Here is an 18,327-nt window from a genome sequence, read left to right as displayed (position 1 = left end):
TGTATCAGTACCAGATGAGCTGGCTGATCCACCGCATTCGCGAGCAAGCCCGCTCCCACAGTTTTACCTGCGGTGAGCCCTGAAAGTTACAGCTTGATCCAGGTGGATTTCAGCTCGGTGTATTTGTCGAACGCATGCAGCGACTTGTCGCGGCCATTACCCGACTGCTTGAAGCCACCAAACGGCGCAGTCATATCGCCGCCGTCGTATTGGTTGACCCACACACTACCGGCGCGCAGGGCCTTGGCGGTCAGGTGCGCCTTGGAAATATCCGCCGTCCACACCGCTGCGGCCAGGCCGTAGATGGTGTCGTTGGCGATGGCGATGGCTTCTTCGGCGCTGTCGAAGGTGATCACCGACAGGACCGGCCCGAAGATCTCTTCCTTGGCGATCTTCATCGCGTTGGTCACACCGTCGAAAATCGTCGGTTCGACGTAGGTGCCACCGGTTTCTTCCAGGGTGCGCTTGCCGCCCGCGACCAGTTTGGCGCCGTCGGCGTGGCCGGCTTCGATGTAGGACAGCACGGTATTCATCTGCTGGGTGTCCACCAGCGCGCCGACGTTGGTGGCCGGGTCCAGCGGGTTGCCTGGCTTCCAGCCCTTGAGGGCTTCGATCACCAGGGGCAGGAATGTGTCCTTGATGGAGCGCTCGACGAGCAGGCGCGAACCGGCGGTGCACACTTCGCCCTGGTTGAAGGCGATGGCACCGGCGGCGGATTCGGCGGCAGCTTGCAGGTCCGGGGCGTCGGCGAACACGATGTTCGGGCTTTTGCCGCCGGCTTCCAGCCACACGCGCTTCATGTTCGACTCGCCGGAGCGGATCAACAGTTGCTTGGCGATCTTGGTGGAACCGGTGAACACCAGGGTGTCGACGTCCATGTGCAGCGCCAGCGCGTTGCCCACGGTGTGGCCGTAGCCCGGCAGTACGTTGAATACGCCTTTTGGAATGCCCGCTTCAACGGCCAGGGCCGCGATGCGGATGGCGGTCAGTGGGGATTTTTCGGACGGCTTGAGGATCACCGAGTTACCGGTGGACAGCGCCGGGCCGAGCTTCCAGCAGGCCATCATCAGGGGGAAGTTCCACGGCACGATGGCGGCAACAACGCCGACTGGCTCGCGGGTCACTAGGCCGAGCTGGTCGTGGGGGGTGGCCGCGACTTCATCGTAGATCTTGTCGATGGCCTCGCCGCTCCAGCTCAACGCGTTGGCGGCGCCGGGCACGTCGATGTTCAGGGAGTCGCTGATCGGCTTGCCCATGTCCAGGGTTTCGAGCAGCGCCAGCTCTTCGGCATTGGCCTTGAGCAGCGCGGCGAAACGGATCATGGTGGCTTTGCGCTTGGCCGGCGCGAGGCGCGACCAGACGCCGGAACTGAAGGTGGCGCGGGCATTTTCCACGGCGCGCTGGGCGTCAGCGGCGTCACAGCTGGCAACAGTGGCCAGCAGGCGGCCGTCGACCGGGCTGATGCATTCGAAGGTGTCGCCAGAAGCAGCAGCGGTGTATTCACCGTTGATATAGGCGCGGCCTTCGATCTTCAGGTCCTTGGCGCGTTGTTCCCAGTCGGCACGGGTCAGGGTGGTCATGCGAGTGTCCTCCTCTTATTGAATACAAGGGCCAGGCGATGTCCCCCGGCAGCCTCAAAGAATTCTTGCCCGGCCAGCCTGCTGTTCGGCTCAAGGCAGCTGCCACCCTAAACCAGCGGCTGGGGATGTTTCAATATATTTGACATAACGCCGGTAAACGCCCTTGCGATGTTCATTTTAATAAACATAGACTTTGGGCTCCCCAACCGCAGGCCAGACGGGACACGCACATGAACATCCAGGACATCGTCGACTTCAGCCAAGCCAAGACCCCCGCCGACCGTTACCGCCCCGCCGCCGAGAAAATCCTCAAGGGCGACCCCGAGCAAACGATCTACAACCACTACAACAGCCCATGCGGCCAGATGAGTGCCGGCGTGTGGGAAGGTGATGTCGGGCAGTGGAAGGTCAACTACACCGAGCACGAGTACTGCGAGATTGTGCAGGGCGTTTCGGTACTGCGCGATGGGGACGGCAACGCCAAGACCTTGCGCAGCGGCGATCGCTTCGTGATCCCGGCCGGTTTCAGCGGCACTTGGGAAGTGCTGGAGCCGTGCCGCAAGATCTACGTGGTGTTTGAACAGAAGGCCTGATCAAGACGGCGGGACGCGGAGCGTCCAAGGCGGCGTTCCCACGCAGAGCGTGGGAACGATCAGGCAAAAAAAAGCCCGCATCGTGAGATACGGGCTTTTTTTCACAAGGAAGAAAATCAATTACTTGATTTTGCCTTCTTTGTAGATCACGTGCTTGCGAACGCGCGGGTCGAACATTTTCTTTTCGAGCTTGTCCGGGGTAGTACGCTTGTTCTTGTCGGTAGTGTAGAAGTGACCAGTACCGGCGCTAGAGATCATTCGAATCAATTCACGCATGATAGAGCTCCTTAGATCTTGCCAGCGCGGCGGATTTCGGCCAGCACGACAGTGATGCCACGCTTGTCGATGATGCGCATGCCTTTAGCAGATACGCGCAGACGAACAAAACGTTTCTCTTCTTCAACCCAGAAGCGGTGATGCTGCAGGTTTGGCAGGAAACGACGACGGGTTTTGTTATTTGCGTGGGAAATGTTATTCCCAGTCACCGGACCCTTACCGGTAACTTGACATACTCTCGACATGCCTCAGCCCTCTAAAACCACATGCCCAACCCGGCATGGGTTGGCCGCTTAATCTCTCAGTCATTTGGCGCCAGGCGCCGCGTTTCTTTAGGGTCTTACCGGCTACACCTACAAGCGAAGGAACCGGGCCCCTAGAAAAGAGCGCTGCTTTATACCAGAAAGACCCTAGTGCAACAACAGCCCGTGTGTTTTTACCGGCGTAAATCTAGGCAAAACACACCTGAACCGTTGCCAGGAGGGGCCGCTGTCACAGCCGACCGCTCGTCGCACCGAATGATTTACAGCGCCCACGCGCACGGCAAAGTGCGCAGCGGAACGCGCTGAGGCGCCATGAAAACAGCATTTGAGGCAAAAGCACAGGCAAAAATGGGCTAGTCATTTATCAATCAGACCTCTACGGTAGGACTTTTCCAGACTGCACTCGCAGATGGGCCTTCGATCTGCAAAGGAAACCGAACATGCGCCTCGCTGCCCTACCGCTATTGCTAGCCCCTCTCTTTATCGCCCCGCTGGCCTCTGCCGCCAGCAACCTGAGCGTCTGCACCGAGGCCAGCCCCGAAGGGTTCGATGTGGTGCAATACAACTCGCTGACCACCACCAACGCCTCGGCCGACGTGCTGATGAACCGCCTGGTGGACTACGACGCCGCCAGCGGCAAGCTGGTACCGAGCCTGGCAGACAGCTGGGAAGTGTCGCCAGATGGCCTGACCTACACCTTCAAGCTGCACCCGGACGTGAAATTCCACCGCACCGAGTACTTCACCCCGAGCCGCACCCTGACCGCCGAAGACGTGCGCTTCAGCTTCGAACGCATGCTCGACCCGGCCAACCCATGGCACAAGATCGCCCAGAGCGGCTTCCCCCACGCGCAGTCGCTGCAACTGCCGACGCTGGTGAAGAAGATCGACGCCCTCGACCCGCTGACCGTGCGCTTCACCCTGGATCACGCCGACTCCACGTTCCTTGCCGCCCTGAGCATGGGTTTTGCCTCGATCTACCCGGCCGAATACGCCGACAAACTGCTCAAGGCCGGCACCCCGGAGAAGCTCAACAGCCAGCCGATCGGCACCGGGCCGTTCATCTTCAGCCGCTTCCAGAAAGACGCCGTGGTGCGCTACAAGGCCAACCCGGATTACTTCGCCGGCAAACCGTCTGTGGATAACTTGATCTTTGCCATCACCCCGGACGCCAACGTGCGCCTGCAGAAACTGCACCGCGATGAATGCCAGATCGCCCTGTCGCCCAAACCCTTGGATGTGGGCGAGGCCGAAAAGGACCCGGCGCTCAAGGTCGAGAAAACCCCAGCCTTCATGACGGCCTTCGTGGCCATCAACAGCCAGCACGCCCCGCTGGACAAGCCCGAAGTGCGCCAGGCGATCAACCTGGCCTTCGACAAGGCTAGTTACCTCAAGGCCGTGTTTGAAGGCACCGCCGAAGCCGCTAACGGCCCCTACCCGCCCAACACCTGGGGCTATGCCAAGGATCTGCCGGGTTATCCACAGGACCTCGCCAAAGCCAAGGCCTTGCTGGACCGTGCCGGACTCAAGGACGGCTTCAAGACCACCATCTGGACGCGCCCCACCGGCAGCCTGCTGAACCCCAACCCCAACCTCGGCGCGCAACTGTTGCAAGCCGACCTGGCCAAGGTCGGCATCCAGGCCGAGATCCGCGTGATCGAATGGGGCGAGCTGATTCGCCGCGCCAAGGCGGGTGAACACGACCTGCTGTTCATGGGCTGGGCCGGCGACAACGGCGACCCGGATAACTTCCTGACGCCGCAGTTCTCTTGCGCGGCGGTGAAATCCGGCACCAACTTCGCCCGCTACTGCGACCCGGCCCTGGACAAGCTCATCAGCGCCGGCAAGACCACCAACGAGCAAGGGGTGCGCAGCAAGCTGTACCAGCAGGCCCAGGCGCAGATCCAGCAGCAGGCGCTGTGGTTGCCGCTGGCACACCCGACCGCGTTTGCCCTCGCGCGCAAAACGGTCGAGGGCTACCAGGTGAGCCCGTTCGGGCGCCAGGATTTCTCGAAGGTCAGCGTCAAGCCCTGAGCACTCGCCCCGCCCCCATGGGGCGGGGTTACATCCAGCCATATTCCGCCATCGACAACGGGTCCCCATCCCCGACGATGATGTGATCCAGCACCCGTACATCCACCACTTCCAAGGCCTTTTGCAGCAGCTTGGTTATTTTTCGATCAGCTGCGCTGGGCTCCAGGCTCCCGGACGGATGGTTGTGGCACAGGATCAACGCCGCCGCGTTGTACGCCAGGGCACGCTTGACCACTTGTCGCGGGTAAACCACTGCCGCGTCGATAGTCCCCTGGGACAATGCCTCGAACCCCAGCACCCGATGCTTCGAATCGAGAAACAGGCAGCCGAAGACCTCATGGGGCTCATGACGCAATAACGCCTTGAGGTAATCACGTACGGCTACCGGGCTTTCCAGCACCGACTCACTGCGCAAGCGCTCGGCCATATGCCGCCGGGCCATCTCCAGCACCGCCTGCAACTGTGCAAACTTCGCCGGCCCCAAGCCCAAATGCCGACTGAACAGCGCCTGGCTGGCCTCCAGCAGCGGGCGCAAGCCGCCAAATTGCGCCAGCAACTCCCGCGCCAGATCCACCGCACTTCTGCCGGACACCCCGGTGCGCAGGAAGATCGCCAACAGCTCGGCGTCAGACAGGCTTGCCGCGCCCCATTCCAACAGTTTCTCCCGTGGCCGTTCCGCCACAGGCCAGTCCCGAATACTCATCCCACCTCCCTCTCCACCTGTGCGCCGCTGTTGCCTGGCGGGCGCTGTGTTATCGTAAGCCCTCTTTTTTGCATGTGATTTCCCCTGGGGAGGGGGCATCGCAGGCGTCACTGAACTGGCATCACTGAACTGGAAAGGCAAACCAATGCAGCGTCTGTATCGGAAACGCATCGTTCTCGGCGTCGGCGGCGGCATTGCCGCCTACAAGAGCGCAGAACTGGTTCGCAGGCTCCTGGACCAGGGCGCCGAAGTGCGCGTGGTCATGACACGCGGCGGCAGTGAGTTCATCACCCCGCTGACCATGCAGGCGCTGTCCGGCCACCCGGTTCACCTCGACCTGCTGGACCCGGCAGCCGAAGCTGCCATGGGCCATATCGAGCTGGCCAAATGGGCCGACCTGGTGCTGATCGCCCCGGCCACCGCCGACCTGATCGCCCGCCTGGCCCAGGGCATCGCCGATGACCTGCTGACCACCCTGGTACTGGCCACCGACGCCACCGTGGCCATCGCCCCGGCCATGAACCAGGCCATGTGGCGCGACCCGGCCACCCAGGCCAACACCCAACTCCTGCAAAGCCGCGGCCTCAAGGTGTTCGGCCCGGCGTCCGGCAGCCAGGCCTGCGGCGACGTCGGCATGGGTCGCATGCTGGAAGCCACTGACCTGGCGCTGTGTGCAGCGGAGTGCTTCCAGCACTTGGCCCTGACCGGCAAGCACGTACTGATCACCGCCGGCCCGACCCAGGAAAATATCGACCCGGTGCGTTACATCACCAACCATAGCTCAGGAAAAATGGGCTTTGCCTTGGCGGAAGCGGCGGTCGAGGCAGGCGCACGCGTCACCCTGATAACCGGCCCGGTGCATTTGCCCACCCCTGATCGGGTCACGCGAATCGACGTGGTCAGCGCCCGGGACATGCTTGCGGCCTGTGAGGCAGCCATTCCCTGCGACCTGTTTATCGCCTCGGCTGCGGTTGCGGACTACCGCCCGGAAGTCGTCGCCCCGCAAAAGCTCAAGAAAGACCCTACGAGCGGTGACGGCCTGCTCCTGCAAATGGTGCGCAACCCGGACATCCTGGCCACCATCGCCACCCGTCCCGACCGCCCGTTCAGTGTCGGCTTCGCCGCCGAGACCGAGCACCTGCTGGACTACGCCGCACGCAAATTGAAAGACAAAAACCTCGATCTGATCGTTGCCAACGATGTCGCCAACCCGAGCATCGGCTTCAACAGCGAGGAAAACGCCTGCAGCGTGATCGACCGCGAACTGCACGCGACCCTTTTCGCCCAGACCAGCAAGGGCAAGATTGCCCGCCAACTGATCTCTTTTATCGCCCAACGGCTGAACCAGGTTTAATTTCCATGCACGCTTTGCAAGCCAAGATCCTCGACCCCCGCATCGGCACCGACTTCCCACTGCCGGCCTACGCCACCCCAGGCTCCGCCGGCCTGGACCTGCGCGCCATGCTCAAGGAAGACACCGTCCTCGAGCCGGGCCAGACCATTCTGATTCCGACGGGCCTGTCGATCTACGTCGGCGACCCTGGCCTGGCGGCGTTGATCCTGCCGCGCTCGGGCCTGGGCCATAAACACGGCATCGTGTTGGGCAACCTGGTCGGTTTGATCGACTCGGACTACCAGGGCGAGCTGATGGTGTCGTGCTGGAACCGTGGCCAGACCGCCTTCAACATCGTCGTCGGCGAGCGCATCGCTCAACTGGTTCTGGTGCCCGTGGTGCAGGCGCACTTCGAACTGGTCGAGGAATTTGCTGAAACACAACGCGGCGCAGGCGGCTTTGGCCATTCCGGCAGCCACTGACTAAGCTGAATCAGGCCGGGCACCCCAGCCCGGCCCGACGCCACCGCATGGCTTTTCAGGATGAAGAATGCGCGGTTCTAATCAGCGAGATTTCCCCAGCGAAATCAATGCATTACGCAGAAAAAAGCACGGAGCCACTGCGCCGATGGCACTTTTGCACCACGAACTCTGCGCCAAAAAAGCCGTCATACCCTTCAGTTTGAGCCTGCCGGTCAGCCGCTTTACGGCCAGCCTTGCCCCCTTCAGATGGAGTTTCCCCCCGCGATGAGTACCGCAGCCCGAGTAGCCCCGACATTCCCCGACAGCATCTTTCGCGCCTATGACATCCGTGGCGTAGTGCCCAAGACCCTGACCGCCGAGACCGCCTACTGGATCGGCCGCGCCATCGGCGCCCAGAGCCTGGCCCAGGATGAGCCGAACGTCTCGGTGGGTCGTGACGGCCGCCTGTCCGGCCCTGAGCTGGTCGAGCAGTTGATCCAGGGCCTGGCCGACAGCGGCTGCCATGTCAGCGACGTCGGCCTGGTGCCAACGCCTGCGCTGTACTACGCCGCCAACGTCCTGGCCGGCAAGTCCGGGGTGATGCTGACCGGCAGCCATAACCCATCGGACTACAACGGTTTCAAGATCGTTATCGCCGGCGATACCCTCGCCAACGAGCAGATCCAGGCCCTGCACACCCGCCTGAAGACCAACGACCTGACCAGCGGCAAGGGCAGCATCACCAAGGTCGACATCCTGCAGCGCTACTCGGATGAAATCACCCGCGACGTCAAACTCGCACGCCGCCTGAAAGTGGTAGTGGATTGCGGCAACGGCGCGGCCGGCGTGATCGCCCCGCAACTGCTTGAAGCCCTGAACTGCGAAGTGATCCCGCTGTTCTGCGAAGTCGACGGCAACTTCCCCAACCACCACCCGGACCCGGGCAAGCCAGAGAACCTGGTGGACCTGATCGCCAAGGTCAAGGAAACCGGGGCTGACGTCGGCCTGGCCTTCGACGGCGACGGCGACCGCGTGGGTGTGGTGACCGAGACCGGTGAAATCGTGTTCCCCGACCGCCTGCTGATGCTGTTCGCCCGTGACGTAGTGGCGCGCAACCCCAACGCCGAGATCATCTTCGACGTGAAGTGCACCCGCCGCCTCACTCCGCTTATCAAGGAATATGGCGGCCGCCCGCTAATGTGGAAAACCGGTCACTCGTTGATCAAAAAGAAAATGAAGGAAACCGGCGCCCTGTTAGCCGGTGAGATGAGCGGCCACGTGTTCTTCAAGGAGCGCTGGTTCGGCTTTGACGACGGCATTTACAGCGCCGCTCGTCTGCTGGAGATCCTCAGCAAGGAAAAATCCACCGCCGAAGAGCTTTTTCAGACCTTCCCGAATGATATTTCTACGCCAGAGATCAATATCCATGTGACCGAGGAGAGCAAATTCAGCATCATTGACGCACTGCACGATGCGCAATGGGGCGAAGGCGCCAACCTGACCACCATTGATGGTGTGCGAGTCGATTACGCCCAAGGCTGGGGCCTGGTTCGCGCGTCCAACACCACACCGGTGCTGGTCCTGCGTTTCGAGGCAGACACCGAGGCCGAGTTGCAGCGCATCAAGGACGTGTTCCACGCCCAGTTGAAACGTGTTGCCCCTGATCTCCAATTACCGTTCTGATTTTTTTGCACCGGAGCCCTGAATGACCCTCGAACGCGAAGCCGCTGCCAACACCGCCAAGGTCCTTTCCGAAGCGTTGCCTTACATTCGACGCTATGTCGGCAAGACGCTGGTGATCAAGTACGGCGGCAATGCCATGGAAAGCGAAGAGCTGAAAACCGGCTTTGCCCGCGACATCGTGTTGATGAAAGCCGTGGGGATCAACCCGGTAGTGGTCCACGGTGGCGGCCCGCAGATCGGCGACCTGCTCAAGCGCTTGTCGATCGAGAGTCACTTCATCGATGGCATGCGCGTGACCGACGCGCAGACCATGGACGTGGTGGAGATGGTCCTCGGTGGCCAGGTGAACAAGGACATCGTCAACCTGATTAACCGCCACGGCGGCAGCGCCATCGGCCTGACCGGCAAGGACGCAGAGCTGATCCGCGCGAAAAAACTGACGGTCACCCGCCAGACGCCGGAAATGACCCAGCCGGAAATCATCGACATCGGCCAGGTGGGCGAAGTGATCGGCATCAACACCGACCTGCTGAACCTGCTGGTCAAAGGTGACTTCATCCCGGTGATCGCGCCTATCGGCGTAGGCGCCAATGGCGAGTCCTACAACATCAACGCCGACCTGGTGGCGGGCAAGGTGGCGGAAGCGCTGAAGGCTGAAAAGCTGATGCTGCTGACCAACATCGCCGGCCTGATGGACAAGGAAGGCAAGGTGTTGACCGGCTTGACCACGCAACAAGTGGACGAGCTGATCGCCGACGGCACCATCTACGGCGGCATGCTGCCGAAGATCCGTTGCGCGCTGGAAGCGGTGCAAGGCGGCGTGGGCAGCTCGCTGATCCTTGATGGCCGAGTACCGAATGCAATCCTGCTGGAAATCTTCACCGATACCGGTGTGGGCACGCTTATCAGTAACCGCAAGCGTCCTTGACTGCTACAAACAAAAGGCCCCGCTCAACCTGATTGAGCGGGGCCTTTTTTATGTGCGCTGAACCAGCAGACCAGTGGAGATCCCCTTGTGGGAGCGGCGGTGCGACGATTCGACTTGCCCGCGAAAGCGGAGTGTCAGTCACCGGAAATGTTTCTGAAACACCGTATTCGCGAGCAAGCCCGCTCCCACACAAGCCCACCCCACAGGACTTACTGCGTCAGACGCCAAACTGCTCGCGGTACGCACGAACAGCCGGCAAATGCTGCTTGAGCTGCGGATCATCTTCCAGGAACTGCAACACCTGGTTCAACGACACGATGCTCACCACCGGAATGCCGAAGTCACGCTCCACTTCCTGGATCGCCGACAACTCACCGTTGCCGCGCTCCTGGCGGTTCAGTGCGATCAGCACCCCAGCAGCCTTGGCGCCGTCCTGGGAAGCGATGATCTGCATCACCTCACGGATGGCGGTACCGGCGGTGATCACGTCGTCGATTATCAGCACATCGCCGGTGAGCGGCGCGCCCACCAGGCTACCGCCTTCGCCATGGGCCTTGGCTTCCTTGCGGTTGAAGCACCATGGCAGATCTTGCCCATGATGTTCCGCCAACGCCACGGCGGTTGCGGCGGCCAAGGGAATGCCCTTGTAGGCCGGGCCGAACAGCACGTCGAAGGAAATACCGCTTTCAACGATGGCTGCCGCGTAGAAACGACCCAGCTGAGCCAGGGCCGAACCCGAGTTGAACAAGCCCGCATTGAAGAAGTACGGGCTGGTGCGCCCGGACTTGAGAGTGAACTCACCGAAGCGCAAAACGCCGCGATCGATGGCAAAACGAATGAAATCGCGTTGATACGCCTGCATGAAAAAAGCCTCAGATACCACGGATTTAGCTAATTAGTTAGACGGCGTGTATCATACACGCACGCGATTTTTGGGGCCATTTATGCGGATCATCAGTGTGAACGTTAATGGTATTCAGGCTGCAGTCGAGCGTGGTTTGCTCAGTTGGCTGCAAGCCCAGAATGCCGACGTCATCTGCCTGCAGGATACCCGCGCCTCCGCCTTTGAACTGGACGACCCAGCCTTCCAACTGGATGGCTACTTCCTTTATGCCTGCGATGCCGAAGTGCCCACCCAAGGTGGCGTGGCTTTGTATTCGCGGTTGCAACCCAAGGCGGTCATCAGCGGCCTCGGCTTCGAGACAGCCGACCGCTACGGGCGCTACCTGCAAGCCGATTTCGATAAGGTCAGCATCGCGACCTTGCTGCTTCCTTCGGGGCAGAACGGCGATGAAGACTTGAACCAGAAGTTCAAGCTAATGGACGACTTCGCCCGTTACCTGGATAAACAGCGACGCAAACGTCGCGAGTACATTTATTGTGGCTCGCTGTACGTGGCGCAACAGAAGCTGGATATCAAGAACTGGCGCGACAGCCAGCAATCCCCGGGCTTCCTGGCGCCGGAACGGGCCTGGATGGACGAGATTGTCGGCAACATGGGTTATGTCGATGCCCTGCGCGAAGTCAGCCGCGAAGGCGACCAGTACAGCTGGTGGCCAGACAACGAACAGGCTGAGATGCTCAACCTGGGCTGGCGTTTCGACTACCAGCTGCTGACCCCGGGTCTGCGCCGCTTCGTGCGCAGCGCACGCTTGCCGCGCCAGCCGCGCTTCTCGCAGCACGCGCCGCTGATCGTGGACTACGACTGGACACTGACTATCTAAAGTCTTTTTCCAGGCACAAAAAAACCGACATCGCTGTCGGTTTTTTTGTGGGCGTTCATTATTTGATCAGTCGCCAGGTCAAGGGGTAGCGATAGGCAATCCCTTTGTTGGCCTTGATCGCACCGATGATCGTCAGCGCCACACCGGCGATGGCCAGCGCTGTCATCAGGAAGAACCCGATGACCGCGAAGGCCAGCACGATGCACACGATCCAGGCGATGGCCACGGTGATCTGGAAGTTCAGCGCTTCCTTGCCCTGATCGTCAATGAACGGGTCGAGTTCTTTTTTCATCTGCCACAGGATCAGCGGCCCGACGACACTGCCGAAGGGGAACACAAACCCCAGAAACGCCGCGAGATGGCACAACATCGCGCCCTGGCGCACTTCGTAGGAAGGCGTGGGCACCGGCATTTGGCTGTCATTCATGGCGCTTCTCCTTGAGGCAGTTATCAGTCAGCCAGTGCGGCGTTCTGCAGTTCGAAGATTTCGGTCATGCCTTTCTGGGCCAGGGCCAGCATGGCGTTCAACTCGGCCGGCTGGAATGGCGCGCCTTCGGCGGTGCCCTGCACTTCGATGAAACCACCGGTGCTGGTCATGACCACGTTCAGGTCGGTCTCGGCGGCCGAGTCTTCCAGGTAGTCCAGGTCCAGCACAGGCTCGCCCTGGTACATGCCCACCGACACGGCGGCGATCATTTGCTTGAGCGGGTCGCCGCCCTTCAGGCCGCCACGTTTCTTGATCACTTTCAGCGCATCGACCAGGGCCACCATGGCGCCGGTGATGGATGCAGTGCGGGTGCCGCCATCCGCCTGGATCACGTCGCAATCGACGTACAGGGTCACGTCGCCCAGCTTGGACATGTCCAGGGCTGCGCGCAGGGAACGGCCGATCAGGCGCTGGATCTCCAGGGTACGCCCGCCTTGCTTGCCGCGGCTGGCTTCACGCTGGTTACGCTCGCCGGTGGCGCGTGGCAGCATGCCGTACTCGGCGGTCAACCAACCCTGGCCCTGGCCCTTGAGGAAGCGCGGCACGCCGTTTTCGACGCTGACGGTGCAGATCACCTTGGTATCGCCAAACTCGACCAGTACAGATCCCTCGGCGTGTTTGGTGTAGTTGCGGGTGATGCGGATCGAGCGGAGCTGATCGGCAACGCGACCACTTGGACGTTTCATAGGGGATACCTGTACTGAGGACGAAAAACTGCCGAGCATTATAGAGCCGCGAGCCGATTCGGGGCACTTCTAAAAATTCGGTTACGAATGGCCAGGCTGTCGCCCATTGTTTGGGCGCGCTCGCCCCACTGCGCTACAATCCTGCGCCTTCTTAACCAGCAACGCGAGGTACCTCCATGGTGCACAGCATGACCGCCTTCGCCCGCGTCGAAAAAGCCGGCGTCCAAGGCACCCTGAGCTGGGAACTGCGCTCGGTCAACAGCCGCTACCTGGAACCGCACCTGCGCCTGCCGGAATCGTTCCGCGACCTCGAAGGCGCCGTCCGCGAGGCTCTGCGCCAGGGCATCTCCCGTGGCAAGCTGGAATGCACCCTGCGCTTTACCGAGGAAACCACCGGCAAAGCCTTGCAGATCGACCGCGACCGCGCCGCGCAGCTGGTCGCCGCCGCCGAAACCATCGCGAGCCTGATAAAGCAGCCTGCGGCCCTCAACCCGCTGGAAGTGCTGGCCTGGCCCGGCGTGCTGGTGGCCGATGCCACCGACCCGCAAGCCCTCAACGCCGAAGCCCTCGCCCTGTTCACCCAGGGTTTGAAGGAGCTCAAGGCCGGCCGCGAGCGCGAAGGCGCCGAACTGGCCCGCCTGATAAACGAGCGCCTGACTGCAATCGAAGACGACGTGGTCACCCTGCGCGAACTGGTGCCGCAGATGCTTGCGACCCAGCGCCAGAAAGTCCTCGACCGCTTCGCCGACATGAAGGCCGACCTCGACCCGACGCGCCTGGAGCAGGAGATGGTCCTGCTGGCGCAAAAGAGCGACGTCGCCGAAGAACTCGACCGCCTGAGCACCCACATCCTTGAAGTACGCCGCGTACTCAAGTCCGCCGGTGCCGCCGGTCGGCGCCTGGACTTCCTGATGCAGGAACTCAACCGCGAAGCCAATACACTCGGCTCCAAGGCGTTCGACCCGCGCAGCACCACGGCTGCGGTCAACCTCAAAGTGTTGATCGAGCAGATGCGCGAACAAGTACAGAATATTGAGTAAGGCAACCTCCATGACCCACAGCACCGGCACCCTTTACATCATTTCCGCCCCTTCGGGCGCGGGCAAGAGCAGCCTGGTCAAGGCCCTGACCGACGCTGACGCGCAGATCCGCATCTCCGTGTCCCACACCACCCGTGCCATGCGCCCGGGTGAGGTGAACGGCGTGCACTATCACTTCGTCGAGCGCACCGAGTTCGTCAAGATGATCGAACACGGCGACTTCCTGGAGCGCGCCGAAGTGTTCGGCAACCTCTACGGCACCTCGCAAAGCCACCTGCAGCAGACCCTGGACGAAGGCCACGACCTGATCCTTGAGATCGACTGGCAGGGCGCCGAGCAAGTGCGCAAGCTGATGCCCCAGGCGCGCTCGATCTTCATCCTGCCGCCGTCCCTCGAAGCCTTGCACCAGCGCCTGACCAACCGTGGCCAGGACAGCGACGAGATCATCGAAGGCCGCATGCGTGAAGCCGTCAGCGAAATGAGCCACTACGTCGACTACGACTACCTGATCATCAACGACGATTTTTCCCACGCGCTGGAGGATTTGAAGGCGATTTTCCGCACCAATCAGCTCCAGCAAAAGCGCCAACAGCAGCGTTTTGGCAAATTGCTGGCTGAACTGCTCGGCTGATTGGCTCTTCCCAAAACCGCTACAAGGGCTTTACATTGGCACTTGCAGCGGTTTTACCCAGGCTTGCGAAAAATCAGCGCTTCCCTAAACGCTGGTGATTTTTTAAACTGTTCAGTCCGCTCGCCCAACCGGGCAGCGCGCATCTTGCATCCGCTCCGAGGAATATCATGGCCCGCGTAACCGTTGAAGACTGCCTAGACCACGTGGCAAACCGCTTTGAGCTGGTCATGCTCTCTACCAAGCGTGCCCGTCAACTGGCCACTGGCGGCAAAGAGCCCCTGGTTCAGTGGGAAAACGACAAGCCTACCGTTGTGGCCCTGCGTGAAATCGCTGAAGGCCTGATGAGCTACGAGTTCATCGCCAACGCCGAAATCGTTGAAGACGAACCGCTGTTTGCAGCGTTCGAGGACGAGTCCAACGAGGCCGTCTAAGCCTATGCCTGGTCGACGTAGCACGGCGCGGGGTCAACGCATGCGGCAGGAGTCATTCCTATGCCGAGCATAGACGCCCTCGCCGATCGCTTATCGACCTACCTCGGCCCAGACCAGGTCAACCTGGTCCGCCGAGCGTATTTCTACGCCGAACAAGCCCACGACGGCCAACGCCGCCGCAGTGGCGAGGCGTATGTCACCCATCCTCTTGCGGTGGCAAATATTCTTGCCGACATGCACATGGACCATCAAAGCCTGATGGCCGCGATGCTGCATGACGTGATCGAAGACACCGGCATCGCCAAGGAAGCGCTCAGCGCACAATTCGGCGAGACCGTGGCCGAACTGGTCGATGGGGTCAGCAAACTGACCCAGATGAACTTCGAGACCAAGGCCGAAGCCCAGGCGGAAAACTTCCAGAAGATGGCCATGGCCATGGCCCGCGATATCCGCGTGATCCTGGTCAAGCTGGCCGACCGGCTGCACAACATGCGCACGCTGGAAGTGCTGTCGGGCGAAAAACGCCGGCGCATCGCCAAGGAAACCCTGGAAATCTACGCGCCCATCGCCAACCGGCTGGGCATGCATGCCATTCGTATCGAATTCGAAGACCTCGGCTTCAAGGCCATGCACCCGATGCGTTCGGCGCGCATCTACCAGGCGGTCAAGCGCGCCCGGGGCAACCGCAAGGAAATCGTCAACAAGATCGAAGAATCCCTGAGCCATTGCCTGGCGATCGACGAGATCGAAGGCGAGGTCAGCGGTCGGCAGAAGCACATCTACGGCATCTACAAGAAGATGCGCGGCAAGCGCCGGGCCTTCAACGAGATCATGGACGTGTACGCGTTCCGGATCATCGTCGACAAGGTGGACACCTGCTACCGCGTGCTGGGCGCTGTACATAATTTGTACAAACCCCTGCCGGGCCGCTTCAAGGACTACATTGCGATTCCCAAGGCCAACGGCTACCAGTCGCTGCATACCACGCTGTTTGGTATGCACGGGGTGCCGATCGAGATCCAGATCCGCACCCGCGAGATGGAAGAGATGGCCAACAACGGCATCGCCGCCCATTGGCTGTACAAGTCCAGCGGCGACGAGCAGCCAAAAGGCACCCACGCCCGCGCGCGCCAGTGGGTCAAAGGCGTGCTGGAAATGCAGCAACGTGCCGGCAACTCCCTGGAATTCATTGAAAGCGTGAAGATCGACCTGTTCCCGGACGAGGTCTACGTGTTCACGCCCAAAGGCCGGATCATGGAGCTGCCCAAAGGCTCCACGGCGGTCGACTTTGCCTATGCGGTTCACACCGACGTCGGCAACAGCTGCATTGCCTGCCGCATCAACCGGCGCCTGGCCCCGCTGTCGGAACCGCTGCAAAGCGGCTCCACGGTGGAGATCGTCAGCGCACCGGGCGCACGCCCGAACCCGGCCTGGCTCAACTTTGTCGTCACCGGCAAGGCGCGTACCCATATCCGCCACGCCCTGAAACTGCAGCGCCGCTCCGAGTCCATCAGCCTGGGCGAACGCCTGCTGAACAAGGTGCTCAACGGTTTCGACAGCGCTCTGGACAAGATCCCGGCCGAGCGCGTGCAAGCGATGCTCCACGAGTATCGCCAGGAAACCATCGAAGACCTGCTGGAAGATATCGGCCTGGGCAACCGCATGGCCTACGTGGTCGCCCGCCGCCTGCTGGGCGAAGGCGAGCAACTGCCAAGCCCCGAAGGCCCGCTGGCGATTCGCGGCACCGAGGGCCTGGTGCTCAGCTACGCCAAGTGCTGCACGCCGATCCCGGGCGACCCGATTGTCGGGCACCTGTCGGCGGGCAAAGGCATGGTGGTGCACCTGGACAACTGCCGCAACATCACCGAGATCCGCCACAACCCGGAAAAATGCATCCAGCTTTCGTGGGCCAAGGATGTCACCGGCGAATTCAACGTCGAGCTGCGCGTCGAGCTGGAACACCAGCGCGGCCTGATCGCCCTGCTGGCCAGCAGTGTCAATGCGGCCGACGGCAATATCGAAAAAATCAGCATGGACGAGCGCGATGGCCGCATCAGCGTGGTCCAGCTGGTGGTCAGCGTGCACGACCGCGTGCACCTGGCCCGCGTAATCAAGAAGCTGCGCGCCTTGACCGGGGTGATTCGCATCACCCGTATGCGGGCATAGCCCTTCAAATAAGCCATTGTCTCTTACAAGGAGTCATAAATGACCAAGACTGTTATCACCAGCGACAAGGCCCCGGCCGCCATCGGCACCTACTCCCAGGCCATCAAGGCGGGCAACACCGTCTACATGTCCGGCCAGATTCCACTGGACCCAAAGACCATGGAACTGGTTGAAGGCTTCGAAGCACAGACCGTGCAGGTCTTCGAAAACCTCAAGTCCGTTGCGGAAGCCGCTGGTGGTTCGTTCAAGGACATCGTCAAGCTGAACATCTTCCTCACCGACCTGAGCCACTTCGCCAAGGTCAACGAGATCATGGGCAAGTACTTCGAACAACCTTACCCAGCCCGCGCGGCCATCGGCGTAGCCGCTCTGCCAAAGGGCGCGCAGGTTGAGATGGACGCAATTCTGGTCATCGAGTAAAACACCCGGCGCAGCCTCCACCGGCTGCGCCGGCTCCGTTTCAGAAGGATTTCGTAATGCGCAAAGCGCTTGTAGCCTCATCATTGCTCACCCTGCTGCTCGGCGGCTGCGCCAGCAACCACGCCGACCTGGATGTGAGCGGCACCTGGATCAACCAGGTCGCCATCGATGCGGCAGCCAAGGGCGGCCCTTTGCGCGAAGCCCTGCAAAGCTTTGGCCCGAACCTCGAATGGCAGGTCAACACCAAGGCGGCGCAGGCGCGCTACTACAACGGTTTTGAAGTAGCGGAAGGCAAGTTGCTCGGCGAGCAATCCGGCGCCTGGAGCGTGGATTTCTACGGCAGCTCCGCCACCGAACTCAAGCGCAAAGGCAAACAACTGCTGCAAGCGGCCAACGACAATGAGCCTGAACAGCTGTTCGCCCGCCCCGCAGAGCCGGCCCCGGAAGGCGCGCCATTGGGCGCCAACTTCGAACGGGCGCTGTATGCGGCTTACCTGGGTGGCGACTGGAAGATCACCGACGGCTTCGGCAACGGCGCCATCGTGCAATTCCAGGCCAACGGCAAGGTCGTCGGCCTGCCGAATGCCGATCAGTACTCGCTATGCCTGGCGGGTGATTGCGCCTCGATGAGCGGCGGCTACGACAGCATCTGGCTGCAACTGAATGGCCAGGGCAATCCGTGGATTTTTGTGCGCAAGGGCGGGCAGCTGGAAATCTTCCAGGCGGTCAACACTGCACAGGCCGATGAAGTACCCCAGTTCACCCCCGGCCCGCGCCAGTGGTTGCTTGAAAAGCAATAATCCGCCATTAACGCAGGTCAAAATGTGGGAGCGGGCTTGCTCGCGAATACAGTGTGTCAGTCACTGAAAATGTCGACTGATCCACCGCT

19 protein-coding genes and 1 pseudogene are annotated in these 18,327 nt (G+C 61.3%); 13 read left to right on the top strand and 7 right to left on the bottom strand.

Annotated elements, in window-relative coordinates; genetic code table 11:
- Positions 1–86: 86 nt before the first annotated feature.
- A complete protein-coding gene (locus NUV89_RS19260) occupies positions 87–1,580 on the bottom strand; it encodes an aldehyde dehydrogenase (RefSeq protein WP_257782550.1) in 1,494 nt (497 codons plus the stop codon).
- A gap of 230 nt (positions 1,581–1,810) precedes the next feature.
- Here NUV89_RS19260 and NUV89_RS19255 point away from each other — a divergent pair, with 230 nt between their 5' ends.
- The gene (locus tag NUV89_RS19255) at positions 1,811–2,173 is read left to right on the top strand and encodes a cupin domain-containing protein (protein WP_257782549.1); all 363 of its coding nucleotides are present in this window, start codon (positions 1,811–1,813) and stop codon (positions 2,171–2,173) included.
- A gap of 120 nt (positions 2,174–2,293) precedes the next feature.
- Here NUV89_RS19255 and rpmG read toward each other — a convergent pair whose 3' ends face one another.
- Positions 2,294–2,449, bottom strand: a complete 156-nt coding sequence (gene rpmG / locus NUV89_RS19250) for a 50S ribosomal protein L33 (protein ID WP_003176906.1) — start codon at positions 2,447–2,449, stop codon at positions 2,294–2,296.
- 11 nt (positions 2,450–2,460) lie between these two features.
- On the bottom strand, positions 2,461–2,694 hold the full coding sequence (gene rpmB / locus NUV89_RS19245) for a 50S ribosomal protein L28 (protein WP_019410280.1): 234 nt from the start codon (positions 2,692–2,694) through the stop codon (positions 2,461–2,463).
- A gap of 458 nt (positions 2,695–3,152) precedes the next feature.
- Between rpmB and NUV89_RS19240 the strand changes: the two genes are divergently transcribed.
- Positions 3,153–4,745, top strand: a complete 1,593-nt coding sequence (locus NUV89_RS19240) for an ABC transporter substrate-binding protein (protein ID WP_257782548.1) — start codon at positions 3,153–3,155, stop codon at positions 4,743–4,745.
- A gap of 28 nt (positions 4,746–4,773) precedes the next feature.
- Here NUV89_RS19240 and radC read toward each other — a convergent pair whose 3' ends face one another.
- Entirely contained in the window at positions 4,774–5,448 is a 675-nt protein-coding gene (gene radC, locus NUV89_RS19235) for a DNA repair protein RadC (RefSeq protein WP_257782547.1), read from the bottom strand.
- 145 nt (positions 5,449–5,593) lie between these two features.
- Here radC and coaBC point away from each other — a divergent pair, with 145 nt between their 5' ends.
- The 4 genes and pseudogenes from coaBC to argB all read left to right on the top strand — a co-directional run bounded on the left by coaBC (position 5,594) and on the right by argB (position 9,853).
- Positions 5,594–6,802 (top strand): bifunctional phosphopantothenoylcysteine decarboxylase/phosphopantothenate--cysteine ligase CoaBC, encoded by a 1,209-nt coding sequence (gene coaBC / locus NUV89_RS19230; RefSeq protein ID WP_015886530.1) that lies wholly within the window; start codon positions 5,594–5,596, stop codon positions 6,800–6,802.
- Positions 6,803–6,807: 5 nt separating this feature from the next.
- Positions 6,808–7,263 carry a dUTP diphosphatase gene (dut, locus tag NUV89_RS19225; RefSeq protein WP_124526915.1) on the top strand — a complete coding sequence of 152 codons (456 nt, stop codon included), beginning with the start codon at positions 6,808–6,810 and terminating at the stop codon, positions 7,261–7,263.
- A gap of 240 nt (positions 7,264–7,503) precedes the next feature.
- Positions 7,504–8,925 (top strand): annotated as a pseudogene (locus tag NUV89_RS19220) (phosphomannomutase/phosphoglucomutase); the annotation flags it as partial.
- Positions 8,926–8,947: 22 nt separating this feature from the next.
- Positions 8,948–9,853 carry an acetylglutamate kinase gene (argB, locus tag NUV89_RS19215; RefSeq protein ID WP_017735763.1) on the top strand — a complete coding sequence of 302 codons (906 nt, stop codon included), beginning with the start codon at positions 8,948–8,950 and terminating at the stop codon, positions 9,851–9,853.
- 217 nt (positions 9,854–10,070) lie between these two features.
- Here argB and pyrE read toward each other — a convergent pair whose 3' ends face one another.
- A complete protein-coding gene (pyrE, locus tag NUV89_RS19210; protein WP_003195489.1) occupies positions 10,071–10,715 on the bottom strand; it encodes an orotate phosphoribosyltransferase in 645 nt (214 codons plus the stop codon).
- Between the two features lie 82 nt (positions 10,716–10,797).
- Here pyrE and NUV89_RS19205 point away from each other — a divergent pair, with 82 nt between their 5' ends.
- Complete coding sequence (locus NUV89_RS19205) at positions 10,798–11,577, top strand: exodeoxyribonuclease III (protein ID WP_003195493.1); 780 nt, start codon at positions 10,798–10,800, stop codon at positions 11,575–11,577.
- 58 nt (positions 11,578–11,635) lie between these two features.
- On the opposite strand, the gene NUV89_RS19200 is transcribed toward NUV89_RS19205, so the two are convergent.
- Complete coding sequence (locus tag NUV89_RS19200) at positions 11,636–12,004, bottom strand: DUF4870 domain-containing protein (protein ID WP_017735761.1); 369 nt, start codon at positions 12,002–12,004, stop codon at positions 11,636–11,638.
- A 23-nt stretch (positions 12,005–12,027) separates the two neighbouring features.
- Positions 12,028–12,750: a ribonuclease PH gene (gene rph, locus NUV89_RS19195; RefSeq protein WP_017735760.1), complete on the bottom strand. Its 723-nt coding sequence runs from the start codon at positions 12,748–12,750 to the stop codon at positions 12,028–12,030.
- A 176-nt stretch (positions 12,751–12,926) separates the two neighbouring features.
- Here rph and NUV89_RS19190 point away from each other — a divergent pair, with 176 nt between their 5' ends.
- The 6 genes from NUV89_RS19190 (at position 12,927) to NUV89_RS19165 (ending at position 18,238) form a co-directional block, all read left to right on the top strand.
- Entirely contained in the window at positions 12,927–13,790 is an 864-nt protein-coding gene (locus NUV89_RS19190; RefSeq protein ID WP_257782546.1) for a YicC/YloC family endoribonuclease, read from the top strand.
- 10 nt (positions 13,791–13,800) lie between these two features.
- A complete protein-coding gene (gene gmk / locus NUV89_RS19185) occupies positions 13,801–14,421 on the top strand; it encodes a guanylate kinase (protein WP_257782545.1) in 621 nt (206 codons plus the stop codon).
- Between the two features lie 167 nt (positions 14,422–14,588).
- Entirely contained in the window at positions 14,589–14,852 is a 264-nt protein-coding gene (gene rpoZ / locus NUV89_RS19180) for a DNA-directed RNA polymerase subunit omega (protein ID WP_017735757.1), read from the top strand.
- 60 nt (positions 14,853–14,912) lie between these two features.
- Positions 14,913–17,018, top strand: a complete 2,106-nt coding sequence (spoT, locus tag NUV89_RS19175) for a bifunctional GTP diphosphokinase/guanosine-3',5'-bis pyrophosphate 3'-pyrophosphohydrolase (RefSeq protein WP_017735756.1) — start codon at positions 14,913–14,915, stop codon at positions 17,016–17,018.
- Positions 17,019–17,057: 39 nt separating this feature from the next.
- A complete protein-coding gene (locus NUV89_RS19170; RefSeq protein ID WP_003176922.1) occupies positions 17,058–17,438 on the top strand; it encodes a RidA family protein in 381 nt (126 codons plus the stop codon).
- A gap of 56 nt (positions 17,439–17,494) precedes the next feature.
- Positions 17,495–18,238, top strand: a complete 744-nt coding sequence (locus NUV89_RS19165) for a hypothetical protein (protein ID WP_257782544.1) — start codon at positions 17,495–17,497, stop codon at positions 18,236–18,238.
- Positions 18,239–18,327: the final 89 nt, after the last annotated feature.

The sequence above is a fragment of the Pseudomonas sp. 18.1.10 genome (assembly GCF_024655625.1).
GTDB lineage: Bacteria > Pseudomonadota > Gammaproteobacteria > Pseudomonadales > Pseudomonadaceae > Aquipseudomonas.
Note: the sequence above shows the minus strand (reverse complement) of the source record. Positions and strands in the feature narration are given on the sequence as shown.